The 20713-nt window shown below is 46.0% G+C and carries 23 protein-coding genes and 1 riboswitch; of the genes, 16 read left to right on the top strand and 7 right to left on the bottom strand.

Annotated elements, in window-relative coordinates:
- Positions 1–42: 42 nt before the first annotated feature.
- Positions 43–1692: an electron transfer flavoprotein-ubiquinone oxidoreductase gene (locus L1D21_RS14105; protein ID WP_239845909.1), complete on the bottom strand. Its 1650-nt coding sequence runs from the start codon at positions 1690–1692 to the stop codon at positions 43–45.
- A gap of 228 nt (positions 1693–1920) precedes the next feature.
- A riboswitch (molybdenum cofactor riboswitch) is annotated at positions 1921–2055 on the top strand.
- On the opposite strand from L1D21_RS14105, the gene moaA reads away from it, so the two are divergent.
- The 14 genes from moaA (at position 2043) to L1D21_RS14035 (ending at position 11407) form a co-directional block, all read left to right on the top strand.
- A complete protein-coding gene (gene moaA, locus L1D21_RS14100; RefSeq protein ID WP_239845908.1) occupies positions 2043–3023 on the top strand; it encodes a GTP 3',8-cyclase MoaA in 981 nt (326 codons plus the stop codon). (Overlaps the previous riboswitch by 13 nt.)
- 112 nt (positions 3024–3135) lie before the next feature.
- Complete coding sequence (moaB, locus tag L1D21_RS14095) at positions 3136–3666, top strand: molybdenum cofactor biosynthesis protein B (protein ID WP_239845907.1); 531 nt, start codon at positions 3136–3138, stop codon at positions 3664–3666.
- Positions 3659–4135 carry a cyclic pyranopterin monophosphate synthase MoaC gene (moaC, locus tag L1D21_RS14090; RefSeq protein WP_239845906.1) on the top strand — a complete coding sequence of 159 codons (477 nt, stop codon included), beginning with the start codon at positions 3659–3661 and terminating at the stop codon, positions 4133–4135. Before moaB ends, moaC begins: the two co-directional genes overlap by 8 nt.
- Positions 4136–4164: 29 nt before the next feature.
- A complete protein-coding gene (gene moaD / locus L1D21_RS14085; protein ID WP_239845905.1) occupies positions 4165–4416 on the top strand; it encodes a molybdopterin synthase sulfur carrier subunit in 252 nt (83 codons plus the stop codon).
- A 1-nt stretch (position 4417) separates the two neighbouring features.
- Positions 4418–4882 (top strand): molybdopterin synthase catalytic subunit MoaE, encoded by a 465-nt coding sequence (gene moaE, locus L1D21_RS14080; RefSeq protein WP_239845904.1) that lies wholly within the window; start codon positions 4418–4420, stop codon positions 4880–4882.
- A gap of 71 nt (positions 4883–4953) precedes the next feature.
- Positions 4954–5703 (top strand): molybdate ABC transporter substrate-binding protein, encoded by a 750-nt coding sequence (modA, locus tag L1D21_RS14075; protein ID WP_239846007.1) that lies wholly within the window; start codon positions 4954–4956, stop codon positions 5701–5703.
- A 3-nt stretch (positions 5704–5706) separates the two neighbouring features.
- Entirely contained in the window at positions 5707–6387 is a 681-nt protein-coding gene (gene modB / locus L1D21_RS14070; protein ID WP_239846006.1) for a molybdate ABC transporter permease subunit, read from the top strand.
- On the top strand, positions 6368–7480 hold the full coding sequence (locus tag L1D21_RS14065) for an ABC transporter ATP-binding protein (protein WP_239845903.1): 1113 nt from the start codon (positions 6368–6370) through the stop codon (positions 7478–7480). The genes modB and L1D21_RS14065 overlap by 20 nt, the downstream gene beginning before the upstream one ends.
- A gap of 114 nt (positions 7481–7594) precedes the next feature.
- Positions 7595–7942 carry a NirD/YgiW/YdeI family stress tolerance protein gene (locus tag L1D21_RS14060; RefSeq protein WP_239845902.1) on the top strand — a complete coding sequence of 116 codons (348 nt, stop codon included), beginning with the start codon at positions 7595–7597 and terminating at the stop codon, positions 7940–7942.
- Positions 7943–8005: 63 nt separating this feature from the next.
- Complete coding sequence (locus L1D21_RS14055) at positions 8006–8539, top strand: PepSY domain-containing protein (protein ID WP_239845901.1); 534 nt, start codon at positions 8006–8008, stop codon at positions 8537–8539.
- A gap of 4 nt (positions 8540–8543) precedes the next feature.
- Complete coding sequence (locus tag L1D21_RS14050) at positions 8544–9221, top strand: response regulator transcription factor (RefSeq protein WP_239845900.1); 678 nt, start codon at positions 8544–8546, stop codon at positions 9219–9221.
- A gap of 82 nt (positions 9222–9303) precedes the next feature.
- On the top strand, positions 9304–10530 hold the full coding sequence (locus L1D21_RS14045; RefSeq protein WP_239845899.1) for a HAMP domain-containing sensor histidine kinase: 1227 nt from the start codon (positions 9304–9306) through the stop codon (positions 10528–10530).
- Between the two features lie 15 nt (positions 10531–10545).
- Positions 10546–11223 (top strand): TIGR01621 family pseudouridine synthase, encoded by a 678-nt coding sequence (locus L1D21_RS14040; RefSeq protein ID WP_239845898.1) that lies wholly within the window; start codon positions 10546–10548, stop codon positions 11221–11223.
- A gap of 16 nt (positions 11224–11239) precedes the next feature.
- Positions 11240–11407 (top strand): YqaE/Pmp3 family membrane protein, encoded by a 168-nt coding sequence (locus tag L1D21_RS14035; RefSeq protein WP_239845897.1) that lies wholly within the window; start codon positions 11240–11242, stop codon positions 11405–11407.
- A gap of 74 nt (positions 11408–11481) precedes the next feature.
- Here the strand turns inward: L1D21_RS14035 and L1D21_RS14030 are convergent, their stop codons facing one another.
- On the bottom strand, positions 11482–14013 hold the full coding sequence (locus L1D21_RS14030) for a M14 family zinc carboxypeptidase (protein ID WP_239845896.1): 2532 nt from the start codon (positions 14011–14013) through the stop codon (positions 11482–11484).
- Positions 14014–14218: 205 nt separating this feature from the next.
- On the opposite strand from L1D21_RS14030, the gene nfuA reads away from it, so the two are divergent.
- Positions 14219–14797, top strand: a complete 579-nt coding sequence (gene nfuA / locus L1D21_RS14025; protein WP_239845895.1) for a Fe-S biogenesis protein NfuA — start codon at positions 14219–14221, stop codon at positions 14795–14797.
- 294 nt (positions 14798–15091) lie between these two features.
- Here the strand turns inward: nfuA and dinF are convergent, their stop codons facing one another.
- The gene (gene dinF, locus L1D21_RS14020) at positions 15092–16429 is read right to left on the bottom strand and encodes an MATE family efflux transporter DinF (protein WP_239845894.1); all 1338 of its coding nucleotides are present in this window, start codon (positions 16427–16429) and stop codon (positions 15092–15094) included.
- A 22-nt stretch (positions 16430–16451) separates the two neighbouring features.
- Here dinF and L1D21_RS14015 point away from each other — a divergent pair, with 22 nt between their 5' ends.
- Positions 16452–17495 carry a polysaccharide deacetylase family protein gene (locus L1D21_RS14015; protein ID WP_239845893.1) on the top strand — a complete coding sequence of 348 codons (1044 nt, stop codon included), beginning with the start codon at positions 16452–16454 and terminating at the stop codon, positions 17493–17495.
- A 65-nt stretch (positions 17496–17560) separates the two neighbouring features.
- Here the strand turns inward: L1D21_RS14015 and L1D21_RS14010 are convergent, their stop codons facing one another.
- From L1D21_RS14010 to L1D21_RS13995, 4 genes are read right to left on the bottom strand one after another with little or no spacing between them, the layout of a single operon-like run.
- A complete protein-coding gene (locus L1D21_RS14010; protein ID WP_239845892.1) occupies positions 17561–18205 on the bottom strand; it encodes an SCO family protein in 645 nt (214 codons plus the stop codon).
- 36 nt (positions 18206–18241) lie between these two features.
- Positions 18242–19141 carry a heme o synthase gene (cyoE, locus tag L1D21_RS14005; protein WP_239845891.1) on the bottom strand — a complete coding sequence of 300 codons (900 nt, stop codon included), beginning with the start codon at positions 19139–19141 and terminating at the stop codon, positions 18242–18244.
- A gap of 13 nt (positions 19142–19154) precedes the next feature.
- A complete protein-coding gene (locus L1D21_RS14000; protein WP_239845890.1) occupies positions 19155–20138 on the bottom strand; it encodes a COX15/CtaA family protein in 984 nt (327 codons plus the stop codon).
- A complete protein-coding gene (locus L1D21_RS13995; RefSeq protein ID WP_239845889.1) occupies positions 20138–20683 on the bottom strand; it encodes a hypothetical protein in 546 nt (181 codons plus the stop codon). The genes L1D21_RS14000 and L1D21_RS13995 overlap by 1 nt, the downstream gene beginning before the upstream one ends.
- Positions 20684–20713: the final 30 nt, after the last annotated feature.

The following is a 20713-nucleotide window of genomic DNA, read 5'->3' as shown; positions in this document are numbered from 1 at the left end:
AAAGCGCCGCAATTAAAAATTTGCGGCGCGTTTGATGCTAACTTACATATTCGGGTAGTTTGGACCACCGCCTCCTTCTGGAGTTACCCAAGTGATGTTTTGGCTTGGGTCTTTGATATCACAGGTTTTACAGTGGATGCAGTTTTGTCCATTGATCATAAACTTCTTCTCACCGGCTTCTTCGACAATTTCATAGACGCCTGCAGGGCAGTAACGCTGAGCGGGTTCATCATATTTAACCAAGTTTACCTGTAACGGAATGCTTAAGTCTTTTAGACGCAAGTGGCATTGCTGATCTTCCTCATGGAAAGTATTAGACAGGTAAACTGAAGACAGCTTATCGAAGCTAAGTTTGCCGTCTGGCTTAGGATAATCAATCTTGTTGTAGGCTCCGACCTCGGCCATTTGAGCATAATCGGGCTTTTCATCTCTGAGCGTGATGGGGAATTTACCGCCAAACCAGTTTTGGTCAATATAGTTAAAGGCGCCGCCAAGATAAGCGCCGAACTTATGCATAGCTGGGCCAAAATTGCGTGAGCAATAGAGTTCTTGTTGTAGCCAACTTTGTTCAAACTTCTGCTGATAAATATCCAGATCTTTGCCACTATCGACTTCGGCAAAGAGCGCATGACAGATGGTTTCGGCGGCTAGCATGCCACTCTTCATTGCCGTATGAGTCCCTTTGATCTTGGCGAAGTTTAGGGTTCCTGCGTCACAACCTATGATTAATCCGCCAGGAAAGCTCATTTTGGGCAGTGAATTTAAGCCGCCTTTAGTGATCGCTCGAGCGCCATAGCTAATACGCTCGCCATCTTTTAGGTACTGGCTGATCACCGGATGAGTCTTGTAACGCTGAAATTCATCAAATGGGCTCAGGTGGGGGTTCTGATAGTTAAGATCTATGATTAACCCCACGGCAACTTGATTGTCTTCTAAGTGATAGAGGAAGCCACCGCCTGAAGCGCCCTCGGTGAGAGGCCAGCCACCTGTGTGAACGACTTTGCCCTGATGGTGTTGTTCGCTGGGTACCTTCCAGATCTCTTTGAAGCCGATACCATAATGTTGCGGCGTTTTACCATTATCTAGGTGATATTTTTCGATTAACTGTTTGCCTAAATGACCGCGACAACCTTCACTAAAAACGGTGTATTTGGCATGTAGTTCCATGCCGGGCTCATAACTGTCTTTGGGTTGGCCGTCGGCACCAATACCCATATCGCCGATGATGATGCCTTTTACGCTACCATCATCGTTGAATAGCAATTCGCTGGCGGGGAAGCCGGGGAAAATCTCGACACCTAATGCTTCGGCACGTTCTGCTAACCAGCGAGCAAGATTACCGACACTGATAATATAGTTGCCGTCATTGTGCATGGTCTTGGGGATAAGGGCATTGGGCATGGCACGAAACTTAGATTCTGTGCTAAGCATATATAACTCGTCATCGGTCACGGCAGTATTGAGAGGCGCGCCGGCTTCTTTCCAGTCGCTAAATAGCTCATCTAGTGCTCTGGGTTCAAACACGGCACCCGATAAAATATGGGCACCAACTTCAGAGCCTTTTTCGACCACACAGACAGAGAGTTCTTGCCCACTGTCTTGAGAAATTTGCATCAATCTACACGCCGTTGCTAGCCCTGCAGGACCAGCCCCAACTATAACGACGTCGAACTCCATCGATTCGCGTTCCATTATCTCACCTCTATATTGCTTATCCCCCGATTGAAACGGGTGTTTTATTGTTTGCCATCACCTTACCTTAAAATGCTAAGGTGGCACAGACTTTAACCAGTGGATATCACCTAATTATGGGTAATAATCTTCGTGAGCGCTGTCACAGAATGTTAACGGTTCATTTATTCTGCACAAATAATAAACGCTTATTGGTATTATTAAAGATTGTTTTAGGCCTATAATAAGTAAACGACGGTTCTCCGAGCTTCCAGTCCTAAGTCCACAGATACGGGTTGTTAGCCGTGGCAATAGTGCCACCGGGGTGAGAAAAGAAATTGACTCACCTCCCCTTACTTGGAAAGGTGATCATGTCTCAACTACAAGACAATTTTGGTCGAAGGTTTCACTACCTGCGAATGTCAGTCACTGATGTTTGCAACTTCAAATGTACGTATTGTTTGCCCGATGGTTATCACCCCGATGGTAAGCCCAAATTTTTAGATCTTAATGAGATCGAAAATCTGGTGGGCGCTTTCGCTGAGGTAGGAACCCAGAAGGTTCGTATCACTGGCGGTGAGCCAACGTTACGCAAAGACTTTACCGATATCATCCGTATCCTTGCCGATAACGACAAAATCAACACTATTGCTACCACCACTAATGGCTATCGTTTAGCTAAACATGCTAAAGAGTGGCATGACGCCGGCCTGAGGCGGATTAATGTGTCGGTCGATAGCTTAGACCCGCGTATGTTTTACCAGATCACGGGTGAAAATAAATTTGATGACGTGATGCGTGGAATCGATGCGGCATTATCGGCAGGTTTTGAGCGTGTAAAAATTAATGCCGTGTTGCTCAAAGGCCTTAACGATAAAGACCTGCCTCGCTTTTTGCACTGGATCAAACACACGCCTATCGATCTACGCTTTATCGAATTAATGGAAACCGGTTTAGGGCATGATTATTTCCATCAGCATCATCTTGCAGGTAGCGATATCAAACAGCAATTGATTGATACCGGTTGGCTGCGTGACCAATCTGCAGTCGATGATGGGCCAGCACAGAATTTCAGTCATGATGATTATCAAGGCAGAATCGGGCTGATCATGCCCTATGAGAAAAACTTCTGCGCTAGCTGTAATCGTTTGCGGGTCTCTGCTAAAGGTAAGTTGCATCTGTGTTTATTTACCGAAAATGGCGTAGATTTACGCGACTTGCTGCAACAGCGCAGTCAGCGAGATGAGCTGATTGAACGCTTACATGGCCAGCTACAAACCAAAAAAGAGACGCATTATCTGCACGATGGCATTACCGGCGTGACTCAGCATCTTGCATCTATCGGTGGTTAATTCACTTCTTGAGCTAACGCAAATATAAGCGGTCAATATATGGGTATACTCAGATATTGACCGTTGGTGAGTTATTTTTTAGTAAGTTGAGCTTAAGCGAAAGAGAGAAGTTATGGGTCATTGTACACATTCACAATTTATCCCTCTGAATATTGCCGTGTTAACCCTGTCAGATACCCGAGATTTTAGCCGTGATAGTTCAGGGCAGTTTCTTGCCGATGCAGTGGTCGAAGCCGGTCATAAGCTAATTGACCGTCAGTTGATTAAAGACGATAAATACCAAATTCGTGCGGTAATATCTCAATGGATCGCCAGTGATGATGTGCAGGTGATTGTGACGACAGGCGGCACAGGTTTTACCGAGCGCGACAATACTCCAGAAGCCGTTACGCCCTTATTTGATCGTCAAATTGATGGTTTTGGAGAGCTGTTTCGTCATATCACTTATACCGAGCTAGGTACATCAACGGTCCAGTCGCGCGCCTTGGCGGGCTTTGCCAATCGAACCGCCGTTTTTTGTTTGCCGGGCTCGACTGGTGCTTGTCGTACTGGTTGGAATAAAATCATTAAAGAACAAATTGATGCAACACACAGACCCTGTAACTTTGTGATGCACGTGAAAAAGGTAGCCATAGATGAGTAATGAGTTCACCCATATTAATGCCGACGGTAACGCCCACATGGTGGATGTGACTGAAAAAGCCGTCACAGAAAGAGAGGCGCGTGCCGAAGCCTTTATCGAGATGGCTCCTGCGACCTTAGAAATGATTATGAGCGGCAGTCACCACAAAGGTGATGTGTTTGCTACCGCACGTATTGCCGGTATTCAGGCGGCGAAGAAGACATCAGACTTGATTCCGTTATGTCATCCTCTGATGTTGACCAAAGTTGAGGTCGACCTTGAGGCGCAGCCAGAATGTAATCGAGTGCGCATTACCAGCCTGTGTAAATTATCCGGCAAAACCGGTGTCGAAATGGAAGCTTTGACCGCAGCATCAGTGGCGGCCTTGACCATCTACGATATGTGTAAAGCGGTGCAGAAGGATATGGTGATCTCGCAAACGCGCTTGCTGGAAAAGCGTGGCGGAAAATCGGGCCACTTCAAGGTATAACGACCAAATTAAGTAAGGTGAAACCATAAATGATAAATGTACTTTTTTTTGCTCAGGTTCGTGAGCTGCTAGGTGAAAGCGCTTTGATGGTCGAGGCGTCCGACGCCACTAATACTGCTGAGGGTTTACGCGCTCAACTTGCCGCTAAAGATGAAAAATGGGCTAAGGTATTGGCCACTGACAAATTATTAGTCGCGGTTAATCAAACCATTAGTGGCTGGGATACCCCAGTACAAGATGGTGATGAAGTGGCATTCTTCCCGCCAGTAACTGGAGGCTAAAATGAGTCAGCCAATGGATCGCATCTTAGTGCAGAATGCTGATTTTAGTGTGCCAGACGAGTACGCTCGTATAGCAACGGATAACAGTGATGGTGCGGTAGTCACTTTTGTCGGTAAGGTGCGAGATTTTAATGATGGTAGCGTGGTCACCGATCTGACTTTAGAGCATTATCCCGGTATGACCGAAGCGGTGTTGCAGCAAATTGCTCAGCAAGCGCGTGAACGTTGGCCGCTCAATGAAGTGACCATTATTCATCGTGTTGGCACCATGAGCCTAGGTGAACAAATTGTGTTTATTGGGGTGACTAGTGCACACCGTAAAGCGGCATTTGCGGCTTGTGAATTTTTAATCGACTTTCTTAAGACTAAGGCGCCGTTCTGGAAGTTAGAGGCCGGCGATAAGGGTAAGAACTGGGTCGAAGCCAAAGATGCCGATGAACAAGCGGCCAAGATGTGGCAAAAATAATCGCAATCTATTCAGTTTAAAGGATTAACATCGAGATGCATTTTATCCGACACCTGTTTGTCGCATTATCTATGTGGGCTATAACCTTGCCGTGCTTGGCACAGGTGCCGACGATTGCGGCTGCGGCGAACATCAAGTTTGCCATGGACAAAATTGCGACTCAATTTACTCAAGATACGGGTAAAAAAGTGCGTATCTCGTATGGTTCTTCAGGAAACTTAGTGGCGCAAATACGTCATGGTGCTCCCTTTGAGATATTTTTGTCGGCAGATGATAAATATATTTATCAATTGCACCAACTCGGCGTTACCACCACTGACGGCGATTTGTATGCAATTGGGCGTCTGGCATTAGCGTCGGGCAAGGGCTCCAAGTTAAGCCTAGATGCCGATTTAAATGGATTAAAACAGTTATTGGCACAGGGCAAGTTGGAGCGCTTCGCTATCGCTAACCCTGAACATGCGCCCTATGGCGAGCGAGCTAAAGAATTATTAAATCATGTTGGACTTTGGCAGCAGCTGGAGTCACATCTTATTTATGGTGAGAATGTCTCTCAGGCGGCACAGTTTGCGCTGAGCGGTTCAACCGATGGCGGTATTGTTGCCTTGTCGCTTGCCATGGCGCCACAGTTTCAAGCGGCGGGTCATTATATCGCCTTGCCTGATGAGCTCTATTCTCCGCTGAATCAGCGCATGGTATTAACAGAGAAAGCGGGTGATACCGCCAAGCTATTTTACCAATATTTGCTTCAACCTCGCGCGCGCCAAGTCTTTAGCGAGTTTGGTTTCGGTTTACCTCCTTTAGCATCGACCGAGCTGTAATTGATGGATTGGCTGGCATTAGGATTATCGGTCAAGCTCAGTTTAGTTACTGTATTGGTGTTAATCCCTTTTGCTATCTGGGCTGGACGATTTCTTGCTTACCATCAGTTTCGGGGTAAATCCTGGGTGGAAGCATTGATCATGGTTCCTTTAGTTTTGCCGCCAACGGTTATTGGCTATTACATGCTGGTGGGCTTAGGTAGCCAATCTTGGCTGGGGCGTTTTATTGAACAGCTTTTTGGTCAGCAATTAGTATTTCATTTTTCAGGCCTAGTGGTAGCCTCTGTACTGGTTAATATTCCCTTCGCCATTCAACCCATTCAACGTGCCTTCGAAGCCGTACCCGAAGAGGTGCGAGACTCCGCCGCCTGTTGTGGTATGCAGCCATTTAAAGTGTTGATGCGTATTGAGCTGCCTCTGGTTTGGCCCGGAGTGTTAACGGCGTTAGTGCTGTGTTTCTCGCACGTGTTAGGTGAATTTGGCGTGGTGTTAATGATGGGCGGTAATATCGAAGGTGAAACCAAAACCATTGCCATATCTATCTATGACAGCGTGCAGGCATTTGATTTTAATAGTGCAGGGCAGATGTCGTTAGTGTTATTGCTATTTGCCGTGACAGCGCTCGCGCTAACTACCAGTTTATCGCGCCGACTCGGAGGCTTGAATGCAACAAGTCGTCGCTGATCTCTATTGTCGAATTGAGCAAATCAAAGAAATTAAGATTAACGCCGAGTTTAGCTGTCGCGCTGGCGAAGTGTTGGCGGTCGTCGGCCCTTCAGGCGGCGGCAAATCGACATTGCTGCGCATGATAGCCGGTTTGCTCAAACCTGAATCGGGAGAGATCCGCTATGGTGATCGTCAATGGTTCAGTAGCCAGAATGGCTGTTGTTTAACACCACAACAGCGACATCTAGGATTTGTGCCGCAACACTTTGGCTTGTTTCCTAATATGAATGCGCTGGAAAACGTGGTGGCGGCTTTGGGGCATATCCCTAAAGCTGAGCGGGTGCCACGAGCACAAGACTGGCTTGAACGAGTTAATCTGCATGGTTTACCGAAAAGATTACCGGCCAATTTATCTGGTGGGCAGCGACAACGGGTCGCTTTAGCCAGAGCTTTAGCTCGAGAACCCTCGGTATTGTTGCTGGATGAGCCTTTTTCCGCGGTGGACCGTGAGACGCGCGAGCGTCTTTACCTCGAATTGGCCCGGTTAAAATCTCAGTTGTCGATTCCGGTGATCATGGTGACCCATGATCTCAATGAGGCGTTGTTGTTAGCCGATAATATGATTCTTATTAGCCAGGGCGAGTTGTTACAAAGTGGCACCCCTCGAGAAGTCTTGAATCAACCCCGCAATGAGGCAGTGGCTAAGCAGATGGGGCTACGTAATATTTTCAATGCCGAAGTGGTTCAGCAAGAGGCTGAAAGGAATATTACTTGGTTGCAGTTTGGTGATGACGCCATAGCTTGTCAGCATGTTGAGCATCTCAACGTCGGCGATCGAGTGCGCTGGGTTATCCCTAATCAAGGGGTGAGATTTAACTCTATTACTCAAGGGCGTCTTTGTCGCAGCTTTAATAAGTTGGTGGTGACCATAGAATCTACGCTTATTATGGGCGAAACCGTGCGCCTGTTGGCGAGTATTAAAGGGGTCAAGCATCAGCTTCATGCTGATGTGCCATTGCACCTAGCTCAGAAGTTGGCTTTAGCTCAAGGTGTCGAAACCGAAGTCGCTCTAAAATCAGAATTAATTCACATTCTTGAGCCACATTCTTAATTCACAAGAATGACTCTTGAAAATGATCAATCGTTAATCTGGTTTCCATCTTGTAGATAACTCGTCTGCATTAACATGTCCGTATTGATGATCGAATTAATGTGGAGATTGGTGGTGTATAAATTAAGCGGAATGGTGATTTTATTGTGTTTGATGGCGTTTCCGGCGCTCGCTGGATATAAGGGACCTAGCGCTGAAGTGATAGCGAAATCAGCCATTGAAGCCCTGAAAGCTAAAGACGATACTCGCTTAGAGCTTACTGGTTATATAGTTAAAAGCTTAGGTGATGAAAAATACCTATTCCGTGATGGCACCGGTGAAGCCACCGTCGAGATTGATGATAGTTTATGGCGTGGAATTGAAGTCTCCGACACCACCAAGGTGGCGCTGCTTGGTGAAGTCGATGACGATTGGTTTGGCAATGAAATTGAGATTGAGCAAATCAATTTGATCGCTGAATAACACTAGCTCATAAACTAGAACAGCAGTTAAGATAGCGATATTAAAGAATTTTGTGGAGGAGCTATGGCTCGTTGGTTTATCAGTTTTTTGCTTGTGACAGGTCTTAGTGTGACAGGTTGTGCCAGTGCAAATACGACCTTGCTAAGCTTGCTATCGGATGACCAGAGTTATACTCCTCAGATGATGATTGCTCAAGTTGAGCAAGACTATCCCGGAATCGTGACCGAAATTGAAGCCGAAGAGCACAAAGGTGAGTTGGTTTATGAAGTCAGTGTCATCAATATTAAAGATGATACTGAAATTGAGCTCGAATTTAGTGGCAAAGATGGCAAGTTACTCAAACAGAAAGTACAACACCTGGATGCCAATGATGATGAGCTGAAGGCGGCTCAATTATTGAATAATATGCAGCTGAGTTTTTCAACATTAGTTAAGCAAGCCATGGGGGATAGTCAGGCTCATATTCAAGAAGCACAACTGGATCATGACTTGGGCATTAGTTACTTAGAACTAAAATTGATCGACGAAAATGGTAAGCGTAAGGTCGCATACGATATAAAGAATCAGCGCCCGTTACCCTTGTTGAAGTGGGACTAAAATAATGAAAGTATTGTTAGTTGAAGATGACGCGACCACTATCGATTACGTGGTTAAAGGATTTATTGAGCAAGGGCACAATATTGAGACGGCAAGCGATGGTCACCAAGGGCTACTTTTAGCCACAAGTATGCAATATGACCTGATTATTTTAGACCGCATGTTACCTCAGCTCGATGGCCTCAAGGTCCTTGCTGCATTAAGAGCGACAGGCGACCAAACTCCGGTGTTAATTCTGTCTGCATTGAGTCATGTCGATGAACGAGTCAAAGGCTTACGCGCTGGTGGTGACGATTATATGACTAAACCATTTGCCTTCTCTGAGTTATTAGTACGCGCCGAAAAATTGATGCAGCGTGGCACTTCGCAGCCGACCCATACCGAGCTTGCGGTGGGGAACTTAGTGATGGAACTGCTGACCCGCAAAGTGACCTTAGATGGCAGCGAAATCATGTTACAGCCGAAAGAGTTCCAACTGCTTAAATACCTGATGGAACACCCAAACCAAGTGATCAGCCGGACTTTGCTTTTTGAAGCTGTGTGGGACTACCACTTTGACCCTCGTACCAATGTGATCGATGTACATATAGCAAAGCTGCGTCGCAAGTTTGAAGAGCTAGGTTACGGTGATTTGATCGAAACGGTTCGAGGGGCTGGCTATCGCCTATGTCAAGGGCATTAAGCCCTATCAGAGTAGTGCCTGGCGCATTACGATTATCTTTTCTGCCCTAGTCACCCTGATTATTGGCGCCTTATTATTTGGTATGTATCGTCAGCTCATCAATGAGCAGGAGTTACAGACTAATCAACATTTAGCCTCGGAAAAAGTCCGTTATCAGCAGATGGCGTTGACGCTGGATCGACGAAGCTTTGCGACTCAAATTCGTAATGCCGATCCTAAAACCGCTTTGGTGGCATGGCGTAGCTCGATGGATCTGATTGGTGCACTGAGTCTGATACCTGACGATATGCCCATTTTGCCACAGACCCGTGATTTCCCTATTCTTGCTGGAGGTGCCGATAAACTACATATCTTAACCGGTGGCTTAGTGATCACTCGTTATGGCCCGGTATTGATCGCCACTCGAACCGATCAGCTGGCGACCTTAATTGAGCGTTTTGTGAATGCCGCCATCACAGCATTGATGTTGACCATAGTGTTGACCCTAGCACTGGGCTATCTGTTTTCTAAGGCGATTTTGCGACGCCTTGTGCAATACAACCGCTTAAGCCGCCGCATCGAGAAGGGCGAGTATTCCACTCGTTTGCCAATTAGCTGGCGTAAAGATGAATTTGATCTGCTTGCGGTGAAGTTTAATCGGGTACTCGATACCTTAGAAAATAACCTCAATGCCGTGCGCGGCGCGACAGATAATATTGCCCATGACTTGCGGACTCCCTTGTCACATTTACGTATAGGCATCGAGCAACTGCCAACAAAATCTGCCGAGGAACTCGATGAGGCTTGCGCTATTTTAACCGAAGAACTCGATGATTGTTTGGCTACCTTCGATGCCATGTTATCGCTAACTCGTATAGAAGAGGGACAACAGACTCTTGAGTTACAGCCGTTAAGCTTGCACGATTTATGCACGGATCTATTTGAGATGGCGGAGGCGATGGCAGAGCTCAATGGCCAAAGCTTATCGCTGCAAACTAGCGATGATTACACTGTGATGGCGGATAAATATTTACTGTTTCAGGCCTTATTTAATTTAGTTGATAACGCGATTAAATACTCCGGCGACGGTGCCAGTGTTAAGATTGTGCAGCAGGGAAATCAGCTACAGATCATGGATACTGGACCGGGAATTCCTATAGATGCCAGAGAAAAAGTATTTAACCGCTTAGTTCGACTCGACCCGAGTCGACATAATAAAGGTACAGGGCTTGGACTATCGCTGGTGAAAGCCATTCTACAACGTCATAATGCCAGTATCAGCCTAGGTGATAATCAGCCTGGCTTAATTGTCACCATCACTTTTGCATAACACTAACGAGCCTATATGTATCAAATCATCGCAGATGAAACCGATTTTTTGGTGATCGATAAGTCTGCTAACGTTCACTTTCATAGCCAGGATGGCCAAGCCGGGGTGATGGCTCAGTTGGAGTTGGATTTAGGGATCAAGCTCTATTCGGTACACCGGCTCGATACCATGACTTCAGGGTTGTTGTTGTTTGCAAAAAGTAGCGCCGCTGCCGCGACATTCACCGCCATGTTTAGCGCCCACCAAGTGCAAAAGTATTACCTGGCATTAGCCCAAGGTAAGCCGAAGAAGAAACAAGGTGCGATTATCGGCGATATGGCTAAATCGCGCCGCAGCATGTACAAGTTACTTCGCAGTAAAGAAAACCCCGCAATCACTCAATTCTTCTCGTTATCTGTGGCACAAGGATTAAGGCTATACTTACTCAAACCTTTGAGTGGCAAGACCCATCAATTGCGGGTGGCTTTAGCCAGTATTGGGGTGCCGATATTGGGCGATAGCCTTTATGGTGGTGCAGCTTCCGATAGGGGCTATTTACATGCTTATGCATTGCAGTTTGAATATCAAGATAAGCCATTTCGATTTAGTAGCACCCCATCACTTGGGGAGCAGTTTGCAATGCCTGAAGTGAAAAATGGCTTGCAAAGCTGGGGTGAGCCTGAGAAGTTAGACTGGCCGAAAGCAAAAAAATGACAAGGAATTAAATAAGATGGATACCAACAAATTATTACTCGTTATCATCGCTATTTTGTTACCCCCAGTAGCAGTATTTCTGAAGAGTGGCGTGGGCAAAGATCTACTGATCAACGTCATCTTATGTATACTGTTCTGGATCCCGGGCTTATTGCATTCGTTGTGGGTTGTCACCCGTACATAATTCATTGCGATGATTTGAAAAAGCACAGCTTAGGCTGTGCTTTTTACTTACTGCTTAAATTAGCGAGTTAGGAATTAATGCAGGTTAGGGATGAAATAAAGGCTGTTACTGTAAACTTTTTCAGAGCCTAACCAAATATTTCTAAACAGCAGATCGTCACTCAGGGCAACGACGGCCCCTTTGCCGCGACGTTCGACCACCATCGCTGGAGTGTCACTCAGACTGCGTTGATACTCTTCGGCGAGATAACCATCAAGCAGAGGTTCGTCGGCGTAGCTGGCTGCAGTGATAAAGGGAGTATCAGATTGCACTAAGCCCAATGCTTTATTTTTCAATATGGGAAGTTGTTCTCCGACAATACCGAAATTGAGCGGATGGCTGGCGTCGAGGTTTAATGCTACCACTGCGCCGCCGATAGCGCGTCTCGCTTTGAGTGTATCTTTATCGGCGAAACTCATACCATCGGAGGAAAATAGCTGGCTATAGAAACGGCTACCTTTCACATCGGTGCGCAATAAGTTGTTTTTACTTAACCATTCTAGGGCGCCTTTTTGGGCCACAATAATGCCGCCATCTTTAACGAATTGCGAAATTCTGCGAGCGTCTTTGTTATCGAGATTACGGTAATTGCCATCGACTAAAAACAGATGACTATATGGGTCAAAATTCAGTTCACCAACACGGCTCATATCCACTTGAGTCAAAGGTGCGCCGATGCGATTATCCATGTAATACCACAGCTCGCCTACCTCGCTAGCGACGGAACCATAACCGGTTAATACCAAGGGCTTGATGGGGTTGATCTTATAAAAATCGGTACTGCCTAAGTCGATACCTGTAATGGATAAACCCGTGTTAAGGGGAGTAAACGCCACTTGATATTGCTTGGCTAATGTCTGGATAAGCTCATTTAACTGATTGAACTCCAATTCCTGTTCACCCAATGGAATTTGCAACGTACCAGCTGCAAATTGCGTCACTTGTTGTTTAGTCTCAATACTAAATGCTGAAGCGGCAAATTTGACTCTGACCCCAGACGATAATAGTTGCTGCAACATGGCTGCGGCGTTTTGCTGTCGCCAATCTATCAGCACTGCCACACTGTCTTTGTCTATATTCGTAGTCACATAATCTGGGTGTGTTGTCAGTAAGTTATCCACATTGAGGCTGGCGTCTCGGATCATGTCTAAGTTATAGGAATAACCAAGGTTCCAGCTTGAAACATCATAAAACGTCGGGTTTTCAAATTCAGTTCGCGGATCGAACATCGCCAGCAACAGGCTTTTTTGTTTCTGATTAATTGGAATAAATAAGCTGTCTTGTGGCTGATATCTATGTTGCCCTTGCTTGATCGTATCGGGCAGGTAAAAGTATTGGATCTGGTGTTGAGCCAAAAGCTGAGCCAGATCGTCACGTCTACCGGGATCATCACTGGTGCTGACTAAGAAGCCGATTTCACGTCCAGAAGGCTGATGTTTGTCTTTACGTTGATAGAAACGAGCTTGATAGTTCTGTAACTCTTGTCGCAATGCAAAAGCGCCTTCGAGGCTTGAATAGGATGTGGCTATCTGATTGTTAATTGCTTGCTGAAAGGTAATCAAGCCATTGTCAGAATCCTGAATTTGGCCACGCACACTCGCCTGTTCAAATAATACTCCCACAGAGCCATTGATATCAGGGTAGGTGGAGCCTTTACCGTAATAAAAGTCATCGAAACCCTGTTTGGTGTAATAAGGTTGCTTGAGGTTATCGAGTGCCTTGGCGTGAAATTGGGCTAATTTGTTGGTGATTTCTTGATTTTCCGACGGCGTTAGCGGGTGAGTGCGATTCGGTACGCCGGGTTGGAAAAAGTAGGTCTTGTTGTGTCCCATCTCATGAAAATCACCCACATAGTGCGGATTCCATTTGTGGAATAACGCGATGCGTCCCTGTGATTCGGGGTGACGCAGGAATAACCAGTCGCGATTAAGATCGGCAAAGTAATGATTAACTCTGCCTGCGGGCCAGTTTTGTTTATGTTCGTTGTGTTTAGGATCGCTGACTTTAATTTTACCGGTGTAATTGTTGGTCCAAGTCGAAAAGCGATCGAAACCATCGGGATTTTGCGTCGGAGTGATTAATACTACGGCATTATCAAGTAGCTCTTTTACCCAAGGATCTTGGCTAATGCTGAGTTCATAACTCACTTGTAGTGCAGCGTGGGCGCCGCTGGCCTCATCTCCATGTATCGAATAAGCCAGCCAGATAATCAGAGGACCAGTTTGCTTGGTGCCCGTTTTGACTTGAGCGCGCTCGGCGAGGATGCTATCGAGTCGATCTTGATTTTGCTTGGAAGTGATCACCGCAGTAAGTTGTTGGCGTCTCTCATGGCTATAGCCGGTTGATTCTAGGCTGACGCGGGGACTTTGGCTGGCGAGTTGCTTAAGATAATAGTTGATCTGATCGTGGCGTAAATGCCATTCACCCAGCGGGTAGCCTAAAAATTGCTGTGGTGATTCGATAGCCGATAAAGCATCTATAGGTGTTGATGACAGGCTTTGAGCGTTCGATGCAAAGCTAGAATAAAAAGAAAAAAAAGAAAGCAGCAGTATGCAAAGTCGCAGCATGATCAGGATCTATGTTGTTGTGTATAAAATTAAATTAACAGTTAGTGTAGTCAGTTACCATAGTTAGGCGATACTAGTATTTCAGGTTTTAGGTAAAAAATTGTTGCGTAAAGGCCATAGGGGCTACAAAGCTGACGGCAGTAAGAGTATCATAAGCCTAATTCTTACCAAAACACTCGGGTTTAACCTGACGGAGCATGTTTTAATGATCACCATTTCCGATGCAGCTCAGGCACATTTTGTAAAGCTATTAGCGGATCAGCCTGAAGGAACTCATATTCGCGTTTTTGTTATCAGTCCAGGTACGCCTTCGGCTGAGTGTGGCGTTTCTTATTGCCCACCAGATGCAGTTGAAACTGACGATATCGAACTTGAATTTAATGGTTTTCATGCCATGGTTGACGAAAAAAGCGCACCTTTCTTAGAAGATGCCAGTATCGATTTTGTTACCGATCAACTGGGTTCACAACTCACACTGAAAGCACCAAATGCAAAAATGCGTAAAGTGAACGATGATGCGCCGCTGAAAGAGCGTATCGAGTATGTGATCCAATCAGAAATCAACCCACAACTTGCCAGCCATGGCGGTAATATCATGTTAGTGGAAATCGATGCCGAAGGTGTGGCTATTCTACAATTTGGTGGCGGTTGTAACGGTTGTTCAATGGTTGATGTGACCTTGAAAGATGGTATTGAAAAGCAGCTATTAGATCTTTTCCCTGGTGAACTCACTGGTGTAAGAGATGTGACAGACCATGAACATGGTGCTCACTCTTACCAGTAATCTCGTTCAGCAGCGATAATAAATAACCTGAGCTCTGGATAAGCAGAGCCGCTGAATAGGCATCTTTGCGTGCCTCTCTGCGTTGCTCTGCCTAACCATAGCTCGCTATGGTGTACGACAAAGCGCCTTGATATGCCCAAAAATCTGCGCATTCAGTCAGGAAATAGACTTTCCTTTTCGAACTAATCCTTTATAGCATTGAATTAGCTTGTTAAATTTAGATTTTCCGACACTCGTTATCCCGAGTTCAGGTTAAATAAAAAACGGGATGACAATAATTGTCATCCCGTTTTTTTATCCTAATTGTTGTTTGAGGCGTAAGTGATAGTGCAGTGCCAGACTGAGACTTCTAGCCAACATAAATAGGCTCATTGCTGCCCATAGTGCATGATTTCCCGTTGGTTGCAGCAGTAGCCATACAGGGAAAAATACCATAAAGGTTGAGAGCATCATGCTATTACGCATGATTTTACCTTTTGCTGCACCGATATATACGCCATCAAATAGATAGCAAGCAAATGCCAGTAGTGGCATCAAAATCACCCAGTCGAGATATTGCTCCGCATACTCACGTACCGACGACAGGCTAGTGAGTAGTGCGATAAGTTGTTCCCCCCAAAGGGCGAAGGTTAAGCTAAATAAGAGGGCGGCAATGGCTGACCAATAGAAGGCCAAGCTTACGGATTCGGTCATACGTTGACGGTTATTTTCGCCATAAGCTCGTCCAACCTCGGCTTCGGCATAGTAGGCTATACCGTCTAAGGCATAAGAGATAAGTAGTACCAAGTTAAGTAATACCGCGTTGGCAGCAACTACATTATCGCCCAAAGCGGCGCCTTTAAATGTCATAAATGTGAAGGTTAGCTGCAGGCATAGACTGCGAATAAAAATATCGCGGTTGAGGCCGAGCAACTGCCTATAACTATTGAAATTAAGGCTGCGATAAAGCCGATCTAAGTTAAATCCACCTTGTTTAGCGATGACGCGATACACCATAGTCGCTGCAACAAGAAAGCCAACGATATCGGCGATCACAGATGCCAATGCCGCTCCCTGAACGCCCCACTGCAAGCCAATAACAAACAGCAAATCGAGTCCGATATTGGTCAGATTGGCCGCAATTAACTGCCACATGGCTGCCTTAGGTTGCTGCCTGCCGAGCAGCCAGCCTAAAAGTGCAAGATTAAGCAGGGCAAATGGTGCCGACCAGATCCGAGTCTGAAAATAGACTAGACTGTAGTGTTGTACCTCTGTGCTGGCATCGGAGAGGTGACTAGCGAGCATCATAATTGGCGTTTGTAACAAAATAGCGAAGACGCCTAAGCACAGTGCTAGGCTCGCGGACTGCAGCAGTAATCGATATTGCTTTTGGATGTCGTTAGCGCCAAAGGCTTGAGCAACTAGTCCCGTGGTCGACATGCGCAGAAAGCCAAGTAACCAAAAAATAAGAGTAATTATCGTTGACCCGACGGCAACTCCCCCTAAATAATAAGCATTACTTAAATGTCCAATTACAGCGGTATCCACCAAGCCTAATAGTGGAACTGTGATGTTCGATAAAATCATTGGTAAAGCGAGCGCGAGTAACTGCCTGTTTTTTTGCTTATCGAACAGTAAATGGCGTGATGACATAGACTCTCAGAGGTTAATCAATATGTTGAAATCGGTTTTATTTACATTGCTGTGCTGTATGAGCCTATCGGCTCAAGCTGTGGTGATTTTACAATACCACCATGTTGCTGAAGATACACCCAAAGTGACCAGTGTTACGCCTGCGCAACTGAGCCAGCAGATGGCTTATTTGCACGATAATGACTTTAAGGTGATCCCGCTATCTGAAGTGGTTGAATCGATCAAACAGGGCAAGGCGTTGCCTCCTAAAACCGTAGCGATCACTTTCGATGATGGTTATAAAAGTATTGCTGAAAATGCTCAGCCAATTTTAAGTCAATATGGCTTCCCTTACACCATCTTTATCTCGGTAGAGCCGATTGAGCGTCATTTTCACAGTATCATGGATTGGCAGACACTGAATCGTCTAGTCGAAGGCGGGGCGGAATTAGCCAACCATAGTTGGGGGCATGAACATCTAATCCGTGTATTAGACGGTGAAACTGAGGAGCAATGGCTAGCGCGCATCGAGAAAAACTTATTGAGCACTGAAGCTGCAATTAAAAAGCAAACGGGGCAGAATCATAAGATGTTGGCTTACCCCTACGGTGAGTACAACGTGAAGCTAGAAGCCTTGTTGCAAAAACATGGCTTCGTTGGCTTTGGCCAACAGTCTGGAGCAGCGGGGCCTTACTCGTCTTTAACGGCATTACCTCGTTTCCCTGTGGCGGGTGCTTATGCGAATTTTTCCAGCCTGAAGGTGAAGATAAACAGTTTGAATATGCCTGTGCTTGAAATGTCTCCGCTTAACACTCAGCTTGCCATGGGAGAGTGGCGTCCCGAGATGAAAGTTAAATTAGATATGAGTGACATCAACGCCAGCGAAGTGACTTGTTATATTTTAGGCCAAGCGGTAAAACCCACTTGGATTAGTGCTGATGAATTTAGTGTGCAGGCCGATAAAGATTTACCTGCCGGGCGTTCACGTTATAACTGTACGGCGCGCAGTAAAAGTAAGGGGCAATATTATTGGTACTCTCAGGCTTGGGTTCGCACTAAAGACGACGGAAGTTGGATTAAAGAATAACTATCAGTCGGTAATCGTGTTGATAATAGGGGAGCGAGGTTAAATCGCTCCCTTTTTATTTGGGTCTAACCTTGTGCCTGATAGTAGTGGTTGAGCTTGTCGATATCGCCAACCAGATTGGTGATGGATATTTGCGGAATATCGCCTATCTGGCCCGCTTTAGGTTTAATCGTGGCGTAGCGATGACCCGCAGGGGAGATCAGTACCATAGACGCACTGTGATCCACTTGATAATTCTCTCCTTCTCCCACCATGGAATAGACCATTCCCAGTTGTCTAGTTAAAGGTAAAACTTGTTGGTGAGGCCCTGTTGCTGCGACAAATTCAGGGTTAAAAAAATTGATGTAATCCAACAGTTTTTGTTGGTTATCTCGGTCAGGGTCGACAGAAATAAATACCACTTGTAGATCGACTTTATGGTCTAACATTTTATAAGCCGAGGCCAACTTGGCCATGGTGGTTGGGCAGACATCGGGGCAGGAAGTATAGCCGATAAAAATCAGGCTCCATTTGCCTTGTAATCGTGCGTTATCGAAGCGATTACCATATTGATCGGTTAGTTCAAATGGTGCCAGACTACGCTGCTTTGGATAGAGAAAGCTAGTGGCCAACGTAGGAGGCTCAGAGGAGGAAGAATGATAGCCGATAGCGACCAAGCTGCCTAAAATGCCAAACAGTAGCATTGCTGCGACTAAAAGCTTTTTATTCATATAGCTCCCTTATCTTCTTTAATTGCATAACCTTCTCTAGTTCCATAAATAGTGGTCGAGCAACAATACAATAAACAGTGCCATTAGGTGATAAATAGAGAAGCGAAATACCTGCATTGCCAATCCGGGTTTATCACGATATTTCAGCTGCCACGCCTTATAAATAAAGCCACAGCTCAGCAGAGTGGAACCGACTAAATATAGCGGGCCGCACATTGCCACCAACACAGGATAGAGACAAGCAATACTCAGTAATATGGTGTAAAGCAAGATACAGGTTTTAGTAAATTCAACCCCATGGGTCACCGGAAGCATAGGCACATCGACTTTGGCATATTCGGTTTTTCTATGGATAGCCAGTGCCCAGAAGTGCGGTGGAGTCCAAGCGAAAATAATGATCACCAGTAGTAGGGCGTGGGGATGAAATTCTCCGGTGATTGACGTCCAGCCTAACAGTGGTGGCATGGCGCCGGCCAGCCCACCAACGACGATATTTTGCGGTGTTGCTCGTTTTAAATAGGCGGTATAGATCACCGCATAACCTATCAAGCTGGCAAAGGTTAACCAGGCTGTTAGCGGGTTTACAGCAGTATATAAGAGGACAAATCCGATAATTGCCATGCTGGTGGCAAATATCACCGCGCGAGTTAATGAAACGCGTCCCTTGGGGAGAGGGCGATTATAAGTGCGAGCCATTAATCCATCGATACGGCGATCGATAAGGTGATTATATGCCGCAGCGCTGCCAGCCATCATGCCAATCCCCACGAGTCCTGCCAATAAAGGCTGTAACGGCACCACGCCCGGTACGGCTAAGCACATGCCGACTAATACGGTTAATAACATCAGAGCGACGACTTTAGGTTTGGTCATCTCCAAATAGTCACGCCACAGCAAGCTACTGCTTTGTTCGGTCAAGATGAGAGGTTTTTCCATTGCCTTGTCCCGCCTATGCTTTTCGCCAAATGGCGTAATTGATGAAGACTAGGGTCAGCAGCAGTAGTGCGGCCCCTGCGTTGTGTGAAACGGCTATCCCCAAAGGTAAATTTAAAACAACATTACTGATCCCTAATGCGACCTGCGCGATGACTAAGCCAATCAGCAGCCAGGCACTGCGTTTCATGAGTCCCGATTGCGATAACATTAACATTCGATAGGCGAGCCAGAGCAATACCGTGGCAGTGATTATTGCGCCGAACCTATGACTGACGTGTATCGTCATCCGTGATGGATAATCCAATATGCCAAACTCATAACTGTCATCGCTGAGGTGTAGAGGATAAAAGGCATGGCTGGGTTGCAGATTGTTAATCCAGTCGCCTTCACAGAAAGGCAGCTCGGTACACGCCAATGCCGCATAGTTAGATGACGTCCAACCCCCAAGCATGATCTGTATAACAAGGACCCCAAGGCCGATTAATGCCAATGGTGCCAGCTTTCGTAGCTTAGGGTCACCGCCGGGTATGCGAAGTGGCTTAGTGCGCAAAAATAGTAATAACAGTAGTGAGATTAACGCCATGCCTCCAAGAAGATGCGACATTACTACGATGGGCATCAATTTCATTGTGACGGTCCACATACCGAGCGCCGCCTGAAATAGGATCAAGATGGCAATCGCGCTGGGGAGTTTCTTCGGCGCCTCTTGCTGCTTGAAACTGATAAATAGGATATAGACCACTAAGAGTCCGAGTGTTCCAGCAATATAGCGATGGATCATCTCTAACCAGGCTTTTTCAGGCTCGACCGTATGTTCTGGAAAGTGTGTCTGTGCATGGGAGAGTTCATGATGCTGAGTAGGAACCTTGATCATGCCGTAACAACCTGGCCAGTCGGGGCAACCTAGGCCTGCATCGGAAAGCCGAGTGTATGCCCCCATCAAAATGACACAGAGAGTAAAAACGATGGTGAGTTTTAGTAGTGGAGATAGTTGCATTAGCCGACCCTCGATAACTTCAACATTTTACGCAGGTCGGCGACCATGGCCTTGCCCAATAAAATTTGCTGTTGTTTATCATCCACTTGTTGATAACGCATCACTAAGGCGCCAAGAGGATCGACAATGATCAATTGTTGTTGTGCCATTAAGCCTGCCAGTTGAGGGCTAATATTGGCGGTGTTGAAATCGAATGAACCGAGCGCACTGATATCACTGTCTTGTTGCAGTAAGATAATAGGAATGACTCTGTCTTGATCTCGTCCAAGCGCAATATGACTCTGATGGAGGATATAGAGACGATTTTGACACTGACTATCGCACTGCTTGGGTAATAAATAGATGATTTGCCAAGATTTAGGTAGTGGATTAGTCATAGCAAGGCTTTGGTAGCTAGTGTTGGGATCTAACAGCTCCCCCTTATTTGTCGCCCCGCCATGATACAGGTTCATGCTGAGCACCACTTTGGCACCGATAACAGGTAATACAAAAACCAGTAACAGCAGTAATAGTGGTTTGGTATTTTTGTATTTCTGGGAGTTCATGCGCGCTCCTCTTATTGATCACTAACTTGC

This window comes from Shewanella sp. Isolate11, assembly GCF_022398315.1.
In the GTDB taxonomy this organism is placed as follows: Bacteria; Pseudomonadota; Gammaproteobacteria; order Enterobacterales; family Shewanellaceae; genus Shewanella.
This window is presented reverse-complemented; position numbering and strand designations above follow the sequence as displayed.